13 protein-coding genes are annotated in these 12,793 nt (G+C 70.5%); 2 read left to right on the plus strand and 11 right to left on the minus strand.

Annotation, left to right across the window (positions count from 1 at the left end):
* Nucleotides 1-117: 117 nt before the first annotated feature.
* Genes ACWEKM_RS15990 through ACWEKM_RS16000 form a run of 3 tightly spaced genes read right to left on the minus strand, consistent with a single transcriptional unit; the run spans nt 118 to nt 1,656 of the window.
* Nucleotides 118-951, minus strand: coding sequence for a helix-turn-helix domain-containing protein (locus ACWEKM_RS15990; protein WP_451621776.1), 834 nt, complete (start codon nt 949-951; stop codon nt 118-120).
* Complete coding sequence (locus ACWEKM_RS15995) at nt 948-1,463, minus strand: DUF6879 family protein (RefSeq protein ID WP_451621777.1); 516 nt, start codon at nt 1,461-1,463, stop codon at nt 948-950. The genes ACWEKM_RS15990 and ACWEKM_RS15995 overlap by 4 nt, the downstream gene beginning before the upstream one ends.
* Nucleotides 1,447-1,656, minus strand: a complete 210-nt coding sequence (locus tag ACWEKM_RS16000) for a hypothetical protein (protein ID WP_451621778.1) — start codon at nt 1,654-1,656, stop codon at nt 1,447-1,449. Before ACWEKM_RS16000 ends, ACWEKM_RS15995 begins: the two co-directional genes overlap by 17 nt.
* Before the next feature lie 487 nt (nt 1,657-2,143).
* On the opposite strand from ACWEKM_RS16000, the gene ACWEKM_RS16005 reads away from it, so the two are divergent.
* Nucleotides 2,144-2,935: an SURF1 family protein gene (locus tag ACWEKM_RS16005; protein WP_451621802.1), complete on the plus strand. Its 792-nt coding sequence runs from the start codon at nt 2,144-2,146 to the stop codon at nt 2,933-2,935.
* Nucleotides 2,936-3,102: 167 nt separating this feature from the next.
* Here the strand turns inward: ACWEKM_RS16005 and ACWEKM_RS16010 are convergent, their stop codons facing one another.
* The 7 genes from ACWEKM_RS16010 to ACWEKM_RS16040 all read right to left on the minus strand — a co-directional run bounded on the left by ACWEKM_RS16010 (nt 3,103) and on the right by ACWEKM_RS16040 (nt 9,796).
* Nucleotides 3,103-4,218, minus strand: a complete 1,116-nt coding sequence (locus ACWEKM_RS16010) for a hypothetical protein (protein ID WP_451621779.1) — start codon at nt 4,216-4,218, stop codon at nt 3,103-3,105.
* 113 nt (nt 4,219-4,331) lie between these two features.
* A complete protein-coding gene (locus ACWEKM_RS16015; protein ID WP_451621780.1) occupies nt 4,332-5,015 on the minus strand; it encodes a SigE family RNA polymerase sigma factor in 684 nt (227 codons plus the stop codon).
* Between the two features lie 512 nt (nt 5,016-5,527).
* Nucleotides 5,528-6,580, minus strand: coding sequence for an aspartate-semialdehyde dehydrogenase (locus ACWEKM_RS16020; protein WP_451621781.1), 1,053 nt, complete (start codon nt 6,578-6,580; stop codon nt 5,528-5,530).
* On the minus strand, nt 6,577-7,854 hold the full coding sequence (locus ACWEKM_RS16025; protein WP_451621782.1) for an aspartate kinase: 1,278 nt from the start codon (nt 7,852-7,854) through the stop codon (nt 6,577-6,579). Before ACWEKM_RS16025 ends, ACWEKM_RS16020 begins: the two co-directional genes overlap by 4 nt.
* 250 nt (nt 7,855-8,104) lie before the next feature.
* Nucleotides 8,105-8,764: a DUF5063 domain-containing protein gene (locus tag ACWEKM_RS16030; protein WP_451621783.1), complete on the minus strand. Its 660-nt coding sequence runs from the start codon at nt 8,762-8,764 to the stop codon at nt 8,105-8,107.
* Nucleotides 8,757-9,356, minus strand: a complete 600-nt coding sequence (gene recR / locus ACWEKM_RS16035) for a recombination mediator RecR (RefSeq protein ID WP_451621784.1) — start codon at nt 9,354-9,356, stop codon at nt 8,757-8,759. Before recR ends, ACWEKM_RS16030 begins: the two co-directional genes overlap by 8 nt.
* A gap of 95 nt (nt 9,357-9,451) precedes the next feature.
* The gene (locus ACWEKM_RS16040; RefSeq protein ID WP_451621785.1) at nt 9,452-9,796 is read right to left on the minus strand and encodes a YbaB/EbfC family nucleoid-associated protein; all 345 of its coding nucleotides are present in this window, start codon (nt 9,794-9,796) and stop codon (nt 9,452-9,454) included.
* A 252-nt stretch (nt 9,797-10,048) separates the two neighbouring features.
* Between ACWEKM_RS16040 and ACWEKM_RS16045 the strand changes: the two genes are divergently transcribed.
* Nucleotides 10,049-10,801, plus strand: coding sequence for an SLATT domain-containing protein (locus ACWEKM_RS16045; RefSeq protein ID WP_451621786.1), 753 nt, complete (start codon nt 10,049-10,051; stop codon nt 10,799-10,801).
* Between the two features lie 785 nt (nt 10,802-11,586).
* Here the strand turns inward: ACWEKM_RS16045 and ACWEKM_RS16050 are convergent.
* Complete coding sequence (locus ACWEKM_RS16050; RefSeq protein ID WP_451621787.1) at nt 11,587-12,423, minus strand: hypothetical protein; 837 nt, start codon at nt 12,421-12,423, stop codon at nt 11,587-11,589.
* Nucleotides 12,424-12,793 lie beyond the last annotated feature (370 nt).

Consider the following 12,793-nt stretch of genomic DNA (forward strand, 5'->3'; position numbering starts at 1 on the left):
GCCCCCGACCCACGCCGTAGCGCACCCGCTCTTCGTTTCGCTCGGTCGCTGTCATGGGGGAAATCATTGGCCCAGAAAGCGGCGGCTGTGTAGTTCTTTTCCGTCATGGACTAAAGATCATGAACGGCAGGCAGTAGCCCACTCCGTCAGCAAGGCTCGTGCTTCGCCCGCGAACAGCGCATAACCCTCCAGCGTGGCGAACAGCTCCAAATGCATTTCGATGTCGCGCGGATCTCTCAGGATCACGACACCGGTGGTGTTCTCCACAGTGGCCAGGGTGTTGTCGTAGACGGTGAAGGTGTCCATCGGAGCCGTGGGCTTGCATCCCGCAATTGGGATGACACCGAGCTTCACATTCGGCAGGTGAGTCAACGAGGCCAGTCGGTCAATCTGCATCGCCATCGCGGCCGGGGGCAGGAGTGGCCACCTCACGGCCTGTTCGGTGAGGATAAAGGTGAACCGCTTCTTCATGTCGTAAAGGACCTCTTGCCGTTCCAGTTTCCTCGCAATCGTCTTGGTGACATCTGCCGGGGAATGAGCCAGGCCGGCCCGAATATACTCGGGCGTGGACAGGAGTCCGGTAATCATCGATAGCAGGAAGAAACGGAACTCCGTAGACGAGGGTTCCAGGGCGGCAAGTTCGGTCTGCTTCTTCTCCAAGCCCCTCCGGCGCAGCGAGCGCAGATCCTGCCATTCGGTGTTGGCGCGCCTCGCGAGGGCAACGACCTCTTCGATGACCTCGGGCGGAGCGACGACGGCCCGGAGGATTCTCTCCAGGTCGAGCAGGCCCGGTTGGGCTTTTCCGTTCTCGATCCGACTGACCTTCGATTGGGACATATTGCAACGCCGAGCAAGCCGGTCCCCAGTGAGGCCGGCTTGCTTGCGTAGTTCTTTCAGCAGGGCAGCAAGTTCCTGTTTCGGCTGCCCAAGCTGTTCAGGGTCGAACGTCACCCGCTGCTCACGTACTCCAGGAACGGCACGGATTCGGCAATGGCAATCCGCTTCCATCGCCGGTACGGCTCCGGGTCACCCTCGTACAGTTCCCGGTTGATCTGCGTTCCGTCTGCCCGGTAGTTCATCAGGACCACCTTGGACTCGTCGAACATCCAGAAATCCTGGTCCGGCAGCTCCGGATTCTCCCGGTCTGTGAGGTCCAAAATTCGGATGCCCTCACCCGCTTTTACATGGTGCCGGTAATAGCACTCGAACTCGAACCGGAGGTAGTCCGAGAGTGGGCGAGTCACGACGTGCACCCTACCTACGCTCTTACCTTCGGAATTCCACTGTCGAACCTCGTCCATCCAGACCGAGGTGTAATCGTCCGGCGACTTCTCACCGGCGAGGAAGCGCTTCAGCTTCTCCGCTTCCTGGGGCATGGTGTAGACGGGCAGCGTCTCCAGCCGCCACGCCTCACGCTCCATGGAATCGAAGCAGTCGTTCCACGCGTCACCATCCAAGTGCACGAAATGCCTCCCTGAGAACCGACTCCGGGATTTCCACGAGCCCTTCCCCGGTGGGCGGGGCGAAGGCATCGGACACGTCGCCCTGCACGACGAACGATCCCGTGGCGGTGCGGTACACGTTCGGGCAGTCCTTCTCTCCGCACTCGCCGTTGCCGTTGCCCGTGAGCCGGGTGAGTGCCGAACGCTCGGACATGCCAAACCCCCTTGCTCTGGCCCCGATGGGGCCGCCTGACCACCGACGTTAGAGGGGGCGGAGCGCAGCATCTATGCATGAACGCGACTATGCGTGTTCTCGCATAAGCCCGTGCGGTCAGAGAGGCACACCCGAGGGGAGGGAGCCGGAGCAGTTGAGTGCCGGGGCTGGCTGAGGGACCCCCTCCTACCTGCTCAGGCTGGACACGTTCCCGACTACCGGCACAATCGATCGCCGTCCTTGTCGTCGCAGCGACACCCGCGGCGCGCGGAAGCGCTTCTCCCAGTCCGGCATGCCGCTCTCACTCTTGGCCCCAGTCATGGCCCCATAGTGCCCGTTCCCACCGACCGTACGCTGCCGAGTCCCCCAGCCTGTGGACAACCAGCCCGTGGACAACCAGCCTGTGGACAACCAGCCTGTGGACAACGTCCTCGCCCGACGGCGCCCCGGCGGCCGAGGTCACGGCGGCAGCCCGTACCGTGGGGGCGTGTACCGGTTTCTGCTGACACCCCGCTGGTGGGGCATCAACGTCTTCGTACTGCTCGCAATCCCGTTCTGCATCTTCATGGGAGCGTGGCAGCTGAGCCGGTTCGAGGACCGGGTGCAGGACCACCATGACGCGACCGAACAGGCCGCCGCGAGCAGAACGGAGCCAGCACGCCCGCTGGCCGAACTGCTGCCCGTCGACAAGGCCACGTCCGGCAAGCGGGCCACCGCGACCGGCCGCTACGGAGAGCAACTCCTCGTGCCCGACCGGAAGCTGGACGGCAGGAGCGGCTCCTACGTGCTGACGCTGCTGCGCACCGACTCAGGCAAGGCGCTGCCCGTGGTGCGCGGCTGGCTGCCCGGCGCCGCGGACCCGGCGAAGGCGCCCGCCCCGCCGACCGGCGAGGTCACGGTCACCGGTGCGCTACAGGCGTCCGAGACGCCGGGCGACAACGGGGTCAGCGCCGAGAGCGGACTGCCGTCGGGGCAGACGGCGGCGATCAGTTCGGCATCCCTGGTGAACCTGGTGCCGTACCGGGTGTACGACGGGTGGATCACGCTCGACCGGGGCGACTCGGGGATGAAGACGGTGCCCGCGTCGGCGCCCGCCGGCTCGGGCCTGGACCTGAAGGCGTTCCAGAATCTCGGCTACACCGGTGAGTGGTTCGTCTTCGCGGGTTTCGTGGTCTTCATGTGGTTCCGGCTGCTGCGCCGTGAGGCGGAGTTCGCCCAGGACGCGGAGCTTGGCCTGGTGCCGGACGAGGAGCAGGTCCCGAGCCCGTCCGGGGTCTGATCCGCCGGTCGACCAGACGGATCTCGGCCCCGGCCGAGAGTTCCGGCAGGTCCACCAGCCTGGTCCGCCGGACCCCGGCCGATCTGGTGCGTCAAACCCCGGCCGATCTGGTGCGTCAAACCCCGGCAAGACCGGTCCGCCGGACCCCGGTCGCCCCCGCCCCGGGGTCATGTCCCCGCCAGCACTCCGGTCCAGTAGACCGTTCCCGCGCACGCGCCGGGCACCGTCGTGAAGACGGTCGGCGCGCCCGCCTGGGCGGTGTGCGTCACCTGGACGCTGCCGTCGGTCGTGCCGTCCTCGGTGAGCAGCTGCGTACTGGTGCCGGGCGTGTCGCCGGTGGACGTGCCGCCGGTGGTGCCCGGGTCCTGGCTGGGGCTCGGGTCGGCGCTGGGCCCGCCGGTCTCGGTGCCACCGGTGCCGCCGCCCGTGGGGCAGGGCTCCGAGGGCACGAAGGCGAACTTCTCCTCGTAGGCGCTGCCGGGCGGCAGGAGCAGGCTCGTGGTCTCCTGGGACGGGGCGGGCAGGCCGGCCGCGGCGTCACCGGCGACATGCCGGACCGCACTGATCTTGGCCGGGTCCGCCGCGCCCTGGGCGAGGGCGCTCACGGTGCCCGCGCCGTCGACGCTGCAACTGGTGCCGGAGACGTTGGTGACCCGGAACGAGCCGTAGACGACGCCCGTGGTGTCGGGCGCGTCGACGGTGCCGGTGCCCAGGCCCAGCTGGGTCGCCGTGCACACCGGGGCGGCGGGGCGTGTGCTGGGCGAGGGATCGATGCCGCCGGTCGAGCCGCCGCCGGTGCTGTGCTCCTTGCCCGGGTCCTTGTCCTTCTTGCCGCCCTTGTCGTGGTCGGTGGTCTTGCCGCTCTCGTCGTGGGCGCTGCTGCTGACCCCGCCGTCCGGGCTCTTGCCCTCGCCCACACCGCCCTGGGCCTGCGATGCCTGGCCGGCGATGGAGGTGTTGGGGTCGGTGCCGCCGGAGCCGGAGACATGCACGAAGGCCGGAACGGCGGTGCCGACGAAGAGCACCGCGGCCGCCAGGCCGACCGCCGCGTGCCGCTTGCGGGCCCGCCGGGCGGGCACCGCGCGCCGCAGGTGGTCCAGTGTGCCGTCGCGCGGTTCGAGGTCCTGGACCGCCGCGTGCAGCATCCGGCCCAGGTCCAGGTCCAGTTCGTCCCGGTCGAGCGCGTCGAGCCCGTCGGACCTCTCCGGGCTCTCGGACTTCTCCGGGCTCTCGGCGCTCTCGGGCCGCTCGGGGCCCTGGTCGTCGGGGGGGCCGTGGTTCACAGTTCCGTTCCCAGCGTGCGATTGCGGGTGCTCTTGCTCGTGCCGCTGTGGCGGCTCGTGCCCGGCGCGGGGCTCCGGACGATCCTGGGAGTCGGCTGACTCGGGGCGGCCGCTCATGTGGTCGCCTCCATGGCCAGTCGCAGCGCCGCGATGCCGCGGGAGCCGTACGCCTTCACCGAGCCCAGCGAGATGCCGAGGGTCTCGGCGACCTGGGCCTCGGTCATGTCCGCGAAGTAACGCAGGACCAGGACCTCGCGCTGGCGGCGCTGCAACCCCTTCATCGCGTTGATCAGGGAGTCGCGCTCCAGCTGGTCGTACGCGCCCTCCTCCGCGCTCGCCATGTCGGGCATCGGCTTGGAGAGCAGCTTCAGACCGAGGATGCGGCGGCGCAGCGCGGAGCGGGACAGGTTGACGACCGTCTGGCGCAGATAGGCGAGCGTCTTGTCCGGGTCCCGGACGCGTTTGCGGGCCGAGTGGACGCGGATGAACGCCTCCTGGACGACGTCCTCGCAGGAGGCGGTGTCGTCGAGGAGGAGCGCGGCGAGGCCGAGCAGCGAGCGGTAGTGCGCCCGGTAGGTCTCGGTGAGGTGGTCGACGGTCGTGCCGGCCGCCGCGGTCTCCTCGACGCCGTCACCGCCGTCACGCTGGCCGGGGATGCGGGCGGGCCGCGCTGCGGGCATGGGCGCGATCACCGGCATGCCGCCGGGCGCGCCGGATACGCGGGGACGCGGCGCCGCGGGGCGGGGCCGCAGGGTCGTGCCGCGCACCGCGCTACTGAAGTCGAGAACCTCTGCCACGCCAGTTGGACACGCTTCCCCCCGAAGGGGTTGTACGTACCGGACGGTACTTTCGCGTCAGACGACGTGGCCGACGACACCTCCGCGTCGGACGACGTGGCCGACAACGTCTCCGCGTCGGACGACGTGGCCGACGACGTCCTTGCGTCGCACCGCACGCCTGACGGCGCCTTCGCGCCGGACCGCACACCCGACGATGACCCATATGCCGTCATGCGCCCCGCTCTTCCCCTATGTCCCATATGAACGAGCGTCCCCACGCCCTGATCACGGCGTCCCCACGCCTGGATCATCGCGCCCCCACGCCCCTTCGGGGCGCGCACAACGCCCCGAAGGGCGACCGCAAAGACGCTCCCCGCCCTGCGCGCGGTTGCGAAAGGCGGGGAGGAGAATTTTCGGACGCCGGGGGCATCCAGTTCAAGTGGTCCGGACCATGCTTCTGGCCACACTCCTGCGCAGATCCGACAAATGGAACCGCTCTCGGCCGACGTATTTCCGGCGCCCGGCGGCGGTCACGAAAACTCCGCCGCCACCAGCTCCGCGATCTGCGCGGTGTTGAGCGCCGCGCCTTTGCGCAGATTGTCGCCGCAGACGAAGAGTTCGAGCGCCGTCGGGTCGTCCAGCGTCCGTCGCACCCGGCCCACCCAGGTCGGATCGGTGCCCACCACATCGGCGGGGGTGGGGAACTCACCGGCGGCCGGATTGTCGAACAGCACGACGCCCGGCGCCGTGGCGAGGATCTCCCGGGCGCCGTCCACGGTGGCCTCGCCCTGGAAGCGGGCATGCACGGTCAGCGAGTGCGAGGTGACCACGGGCACCCGCACACAGGTCACGGCGACCGGCAGCCTCGGCAGTCCGAGGATCTTGCGGGACTCGTCCCGCACCTTCATCTCCTCCGACGACCAGCCGTCCTCGCGCAGCGACCCGGCCCAGGGCACCACGTTCAGCGCGACCGGCTCCGGGAACGGCCCGGTGCTGTCCCCCACGGCCCGCCGCACATCACCGGGGCTGGTCCCCAGCTCCGTGCCCGCGACCAGGGACAGCTGGGCCCGCAGCGTCTCCACGCCGGCCCGGCCCGCCCCGCTCACCGCCTGGTAGGACGACACCACCAGCTCGCGCAGCCCGAACTCGGCGTGCAGCGCGCCCAGGGCGACGATCATCGACAGGGTGGTGCAGTTGGGGTTGGCGACTATGCCGCGCGGGCGGACCCGGGCCGTGTGCGGATTGACCTCGGGCACCACCAGGGGCACGTCCGGGTGCATCCGGAAGGCACCGGAGTTGTCGACCACCACCACACCCTTGGCGGCGGCGATCGGCGCCCACTGGGCGGAGACCTCGTCCGGTACGTCGAACATGGCGACGTCGACGCCGTCGAAGACCTCCTCGGACAGGGCCAGCACCTCGACCTCCTCGCCGCGCACGGCCAGCTTGCGGCCGGCCGAGCGCGGCGAGGCGATCAGACGGATCTCGCCCCAGACATCCGCGCGCTGGGACAGGATCTGGAGCATGACCGTACCGACGGCTCCGGTCGCTCCCACGACCGCGAGCGTCGGGCGTACGGTCATCGGCCGGTGCCCCCGTAGACGACGGCCTCGTCGCTGTCGGAGTCCAGGCCGAAGGCGCTGTGCACGGCGCGGACCGCCTCGGGCACGTCGTCGGCACGGGTGACCACCGAGATACGGATCTCGGAGGTCGAGATCAGCTCGATGTTCACGCCCGCGTCGGACAGCGCCTCGAAGAACGCGGCGGTGACCCCGGGGTTGGTCTTCATACCGGCGCCGACCAGGGAGATCTTGCCGATCTGGTCGTCGTAGCGCAGGGAGTCGAAGCCGATGCCCGGACGGTTCTTCTCCAGGGCGTCGATGGCCCTGCGACCCTCGGTCTTCGGCAGCGTGAAGGAGATGTCCGTCAGGCCCGTGGAGGCGGCGGACACGTTCTGCACGACCATGTCGATGTTGATCGCGGCATCGGCGATCGTACGGAAGATGGAGGCCGCCTCACCTGGCTTGTCGGGCACACCGACAACCGTGATCTTGGCCTCGGAGGTGTCATGCGCGACACCCGAGATGATGGCCTGCTCCACCTTCTTGTCCCCTTGCTCGATCGACTCGCTGCTGACCCACGTGCCCTGGAGGCCGCTGAAGGAGGAGCGGACGTGGATCGGAATGTTGTATCGGCGGGCGTACTCCACACAGCGGTGGAGCAGCACCTTCGACCCGGACGAGGCCAGCTCCAGCATGTCCTCGAAGGAGATCCAGTCGATCTTCCGGGCCTTCTTCACCACGCGCGGGTCGGCGGTGAACACGCCGTCCACGTCGGTGTAGATCTCGCAGACCTCGGCGTCGAGCGCGGCGGCCAGCGCCACGGCCGTCGTGTCGGACCCACCGCGGCCGAGGGTGGTGATGTCCTTCTTGTCGGCGCTGACGCCCTGGAACCCGGCGACGATGGCGATGTTGCCCTCGTCCAGCGCCGTACGGATCCGGCCCGGGGTGACATCGATGATCCGGGCTTTGTTGTGGACCGAGTCGGTGATGACGCCTGCCTGGCTGCCGGTGAAGGACTGGGCCTCGTGGCCCAGGTTTTTGATCGCCATGGCCAGCAGGGCCATGGAGATACGCTCTCCGGCGGTCAGCAGCATGTCGAACTCACGCCCCGCAGGCATCGGGGATACCTGCTCGGCGAGATCGATCAGCTCGTCCGTCGTGTCGCCCATCGCGGAAACGACCACAACCACCTGGTTGCCGTTCTTCTTCGCTTCCACGATCCGCTTGGCGACGCGCTTGATGCCCTCGGCATCGGCTACGGAGGAGCCTCCGTACTTCTGCACGACAAGGCCCACGTGCGCTCCTCGCTCATTTTGTCGATTGCCCGCCCAGTCTAACGAGCGCCCGAAATTCCCTTACCGAGTGCCGCATGGTGAGATGTCCGGTCGTCGCGCCGAGCGCTGTCCGGTGAGTCCCTGCCCAAAGTCGCGCGACTGATGACTACGCGTTAACTTTCAACAACTTTTGGCTTCATTGAGCTTCGTCGGGCTTCGTTCGCGGCGCTTCCGGCGCGCTTCCGCTACCGCTCGCGCGGTCCCGGCGGGGCTACTTTCCCGAGCGCAGCCCCAGCGGCGTGGCGATCTCCTGCTGCATGACCCGGCCCGCCTCGAACTCCAGGGTCTCGTCGCCCATGCCCTGGTCGGTGTCGAGGCCGTCCAGCTCCTCCAGGGGCTGGTTGAGGCGGACGTGCGCGAGGACCGAGTGCAGGGCGCGCAGGGTCGCGGAGGCGGTGGAGCCCCAGTTGGAGAAGTAGGAGAACTGCCACCACCACAGCGCTTCCGTGGTGCGGCCCGCGCGGTAGTGCGCCATGCCGTGCCGCAGATCGGTGATGACGTCCGCGAGGTCGTCGGAGATACGGGCGGGCACCGGCGCGGTGCGCGGCTCGTAGGGGTCGAAGACCTCCGAGTAGACGTCCACCGGCTCCAGCAGCCGGGCGAGGTTCTCGCGCAGCCCGTCCACGTCCGGGTCCGGGCCCGTGTCGGTCTCGTAGCGCTCGTCCGGGACGATGTCCTCGTGCGCGCCGAGGCGCCCGCCGGCCAGCAGGAGCTGGGAGACCTCAAGGAGCAGGAAGGGGACCGCCGAGTCCGGCTCGTCGCCCCTCGCCACCTCGGTGACGGCCACCAGGAAGCTCTCCACCTGGTCCGCGATCTGGACCGCGAAGTCGTCCGGGTTCTGCGTCGTGGCGTGCAGCGTGGCGTCAGACATCTAGGAGTCGTCTCCCCTCGAAGGCGCGGCCGAGGGTGACCTCGTCCGCGTATTCCAGGTCGCCACCCACCGGGAGGCCGCTGGCCAGGCGGGTGACCTTCAGGCCCATGGGTTTGATCATGCGGGCGAGGTAGGTGGCCGTCGCCTCGCCTTCGAGATTGGGGTCCGTGGCCAGGATCAGCTCGGTGACGGCGCCGTCGGCCAGGCGAGCCAGGAGTTCCCGGATGCGCAGGTCGTCCGGGCCCACGCCCTCGATCGGGCTGATCGCGCCGCCGAGCACGTGGTACCGGCCGCGGAACTCACGCGTCCGCTCGATCGCCACCACGTCCTTCGGCTCCTCGACCACGCAGATGACCGAAAGATCCCGGCGAGTGTCCCGGCACACCGCGCACAGCTCTTCCTGCGCCACATTGCCGCAGGTCGCGCAGAAGCGGACCCTCGCCTTCACCTCCAGGAGCGCCTGGGCCAGCCGCCGTACGTCCGTCGGCTCCGACTGCAGGATGTGGAAGGCGATCCGCTGCGCGCTCTTGGGACCGACGCCGGGCAGCCGCCCCAGTTCGTCGATGAGGTCCTGGACCACGCCTTCGTACAACGGACTGCCCTTCCTGGAGTCTTTCCCGGTACGTACGGTAGATGGCTGCCGCCCGTCCTAGGAAGGCGGTGCGGATGTCGTGCCGGTGGCGAACGTCAGAACGGCAGACCCGGGATGCCGCTGCCACCGCCGAGGCCCTGGGCGAGCGGGCCCAGCTTCTGCTGCTGGAGCGTCTGCGCGTTCTCGTTGGCCGCGTGGACGGCGGCGACGATCAGGTCGGCGAGGGTCTCGGTGTCCTCCGGGTCGACCGCCTTGGGGTCGATCTTCAGCGCCCGCAGTTCGCCGGCGCCGGTCACGGTGGCCGTCACCAGGCCGCCGCCCGCCTGCCCGGCGATCTCCGTGTTCGCCAGCTCCTCCTGGGCCTTCGCCAGTTCCTGCTGCATCTTCTGGGCCTGCTGGAGCAACTGCTGCATATTGGGCTGGCCACCACCGGGAATCACGATCAGCTCCTGGTCCGGTCTCGTCTTCCTCCGTTGAGCATGAGCCTACGTGGTCCACGCGGCCCTCGCCCCACCACTCTTTCGAGTGAGAACGCCCTGACTCCTATACCTGATCAAGGCCCCCTTCCGGGCGGAAAAGTGATGAAAGCTCCGCCTTCGCCACCCATTGGGAGGTAGGAAGGACGCCGCGCGTCAGCATCCGCCGTCACACAGCGTGACCGTGTGACCGTTCGTGATCAGTAGGGAGTGTCGGTGGGTCAGCCGGAGATGCAGCCCGAGGGTCCGCCTCATCAGGACGGGCGGGGCGAGGGTGCGGCCGGGCTGCGGCCGGGCGACCTGACCGGCCGGGCCTTTCCGCTCGGGGACTGGGGGGAGCCGGCCGAGCGGCTCGACGAGCTGTACCGGTGGGTGGAGCGGGGGGCTCTGGAGACGGCGGCGTGGTATCTCACGGACCGGGTGTGGAAGCGGCGGGCCGCGCGGGGGCTGCGGACGGGGGCGGCGGCGGGCGCGGTGTGCGGGGCCGCGCTGCCCCTGCTGGATCTGACCGGAGTGGTCGCCGGGACGGCGCCCTGGGGGTATCTGGCCCTGATGCTCGCGGTGGCCTGCCTGGGGACCGACCGGTTCTTCGGGGTGACGTCCGGGTGGATGCGGGACGTGGCGACCGCGCAGGCGGTGCAACGGCGGCTTCAGGTGCTGCAGTTCGACTGGGCGTCGGAGAGTGTGCGCGAGGTGCTGGGACCAGCGGAGGGGACGGCCGGGGAGGCCGCCGACCGGTGCCTCGGGGTGCTGCGGCGTTTCTCGGAGGACATGACCGAACTGGTACGGGCGGAGACGGCGGACTGGATGGTGGAGTTCCGCGCGGGAACGGCCCCCCTCGGCCTCCAGACCGCCCTGGCCACCGGCCCGCGCCCCGACACCCCAGGCGCCCCGGGCCGCTTCCCCACGCCCCCCGGCACCCCCGCCCGCCCCAACATGCCCCGCCAACGCCCCCCGGAACCCCGCTGACAGCGCTCGTCGCGGGGGCGGAGAGTGCGCGTCGGCGTCCGCCGGAACCACGGTGAGCACGCATCGGCGGACACTCGGGTCGCGGTGCGCCCGCACCGCGTTCACATCCACATCCACATCCACCGAAACCGCGATGAGCGCGCGGCGCGTCGGTCGGCGAGGCCATCGCGTGTTATCCGGATGCTCAACTACCCGGCAGGGAAGGGGAGTTCGGTGCACGGCCGACCGAAGGCCGGACTGCCTGTGGGCGCGGCACCCCGCAGGACCGGCGCCCCGCGGGCCCGGCGCCTCGTAGGCCCGCGGCCTCATGGGCGCGGCGCCCCGCAGGACCGGCACGCCGCAGGACCGGCGCCTCGTGGGACCGGCACGCCGTGGGCCCGGCACCCCGTAGACCCGGCGACCCGTGGGACCGCCGCCTCATGGGCACGGCACCTCGTAGGCGCGGCACCTCGTGACCCGGCGCCCCACAGGCCCGGCGCACCGCAGGACCGGCACGCTGTGGGCCCGGCACCCCGTGGGCACGGCTCCTCATGGGCACGGCACCTCGTAGGACCGGCACCTCGTAGGACCGGCGCCCCGCAGGACCGGCGCCCCGCCGACCGGCGCCTCGTGGGACCGGCGCCTCGTGGGACCGGCACGCCGTGCGCCCAGCGCCTCGTAGACCCGGCACCTCGTTAGACCCGGCGACCCGTGGGACCGCCGCCTCATGGGCCCGCCGCCTCAAGGGCGCGGCGCACCACAGGACCGGCGCCCCGCAGGCGCGGCGACCCGTGGGGCCGGCGTGCTCACTGTCGGGTGTACGTCAGGCTCTCTCCGTTGCCCTGCTGCGTTCGCCGTAGCCCGCCGTCCGGCAACAGGGTGACCTCGGTGGCCTCGCCGGGGCTGCATGACGAGAGCGGTTCGCCGGAGGAGACCGTGGACGGGCCGATCCGCAACGGGCCGTTGCCGCCGGGCTGTTCGGCCAGCTTCGCCTCGAACACGCAGTGGTAGGAGCCGCCGCCCTCGGTCGGCCCGTCGGCGACCATCGTCAGTACCGTGTCGCCCACCTTCCCCTGTTTGATGGTGAGTTCGCGGGTGCCCCGCCCGGCGGCGTTGTCGATGGACGTCTCCCACGTCCCCAGGTACGCGGCCGGGACCACCCCGTCCGCGGGCGCCGAGGTTGTCGGGGACGGCGTCCCGCCGGTGGACGAATCGCCGGTCGGCGGGGCGGAGGTGGCGTTCCGGCCGCCCTTGTCGTCGGTGGCGCCGCCCCCTTCCAACAGCGCGTACACCGAGCCGCCCGCGGCGAGCGCGACGATCAGCGCGATCACGACGAGCAGGGCCGTGGACCGGCCGCTGCGGCGTTCGGGCTCCTGCGCGGCGCCGGACCCGTAGAGGCCCGGGCCGACCGGCGGCCCGTACGGCGGAGTGGAGCCGGGGCCACCGCCGTGCGGCTGCTGCGGGTACGGCTGCTGCGGATAGCCGTAGCCGGCCGGCTGGGGGTGCTGCTGCGGGTGGCCGTACGCACCGGGGGCGCCCGAAGCCCCGTACCCGGGGGCGCCGTACCCGCCGAAACCGCCGGGCGCGGGGTATCCGGGGGGTGCCGGGGGCGCGCCGGGCGCGGGCGTGTGGCCTGCGGCCATCGTCGGGAGGTAGTCGACCGGCGGGCCCCCGGCCGGGCTCCCCGGCGGGGGCGGCGCGGCGTCGTCCAGGGCGGGGGCGTGCTCCGGGGACCCGCCCGGAGCGGGAGCACCCGAAGCGGCAGCGGCCGGACCGGGAACGGCCGAAGCGGCAGCACCTGGAGCGGCAGGGGCCGGACCAGGAGTACCCAGACCGGGAACGCCCGGAACGGCAGCACCCGAAGCGGGAACGCCCGCACCGGAAGCACCCGGACCCGGAACACCCGCGCCGGGAACGCCCGAAGCGGCAGGGGCCGGACCAGAAGCGCCCGCACCGGGAACGGCCGGGTTCGGGGTGGGCGGCAGCTGTTCCTGAACCGCCGTACCGCCGTCC

This window comes from Streptomyces sp. NPDC004752 (assembly GCF_053601275.1).

Bases quoted from the DNA above. Each gene is read 5' to 3' on its own strand.
- ACWEKM_RS16020 (WP_451621781.1), bottom strand. From the start codon at position 6,580: ATGACCGTACGCCCGACGCTCGCGGTCGTGGGAGCGACCGGAGCCGTC.
- ACWEKM_RS16030 (WP_451621783.1), bottom strand. From the start codon at position 8,764: ATGTCTGACGCCACGCTGCACGCCACGACGCAGAACCCGGACGACTTC.
- ACWEKM_RS16000 (WP_451621778.1), bottom strand. From the start codon at position 1,656: ATGTCCGAGCGTTCGGCACTCACCCGGCTCACGGGCAACGGCAACGGC.
- ACWEKM_RS16050 (WP_451621787.1), bottom strand. From the start codon at position 12,423: ATGGCCGCAGGCCACACGCCCGCGCCCGGCGCGCCCCCGGCACCCCCC.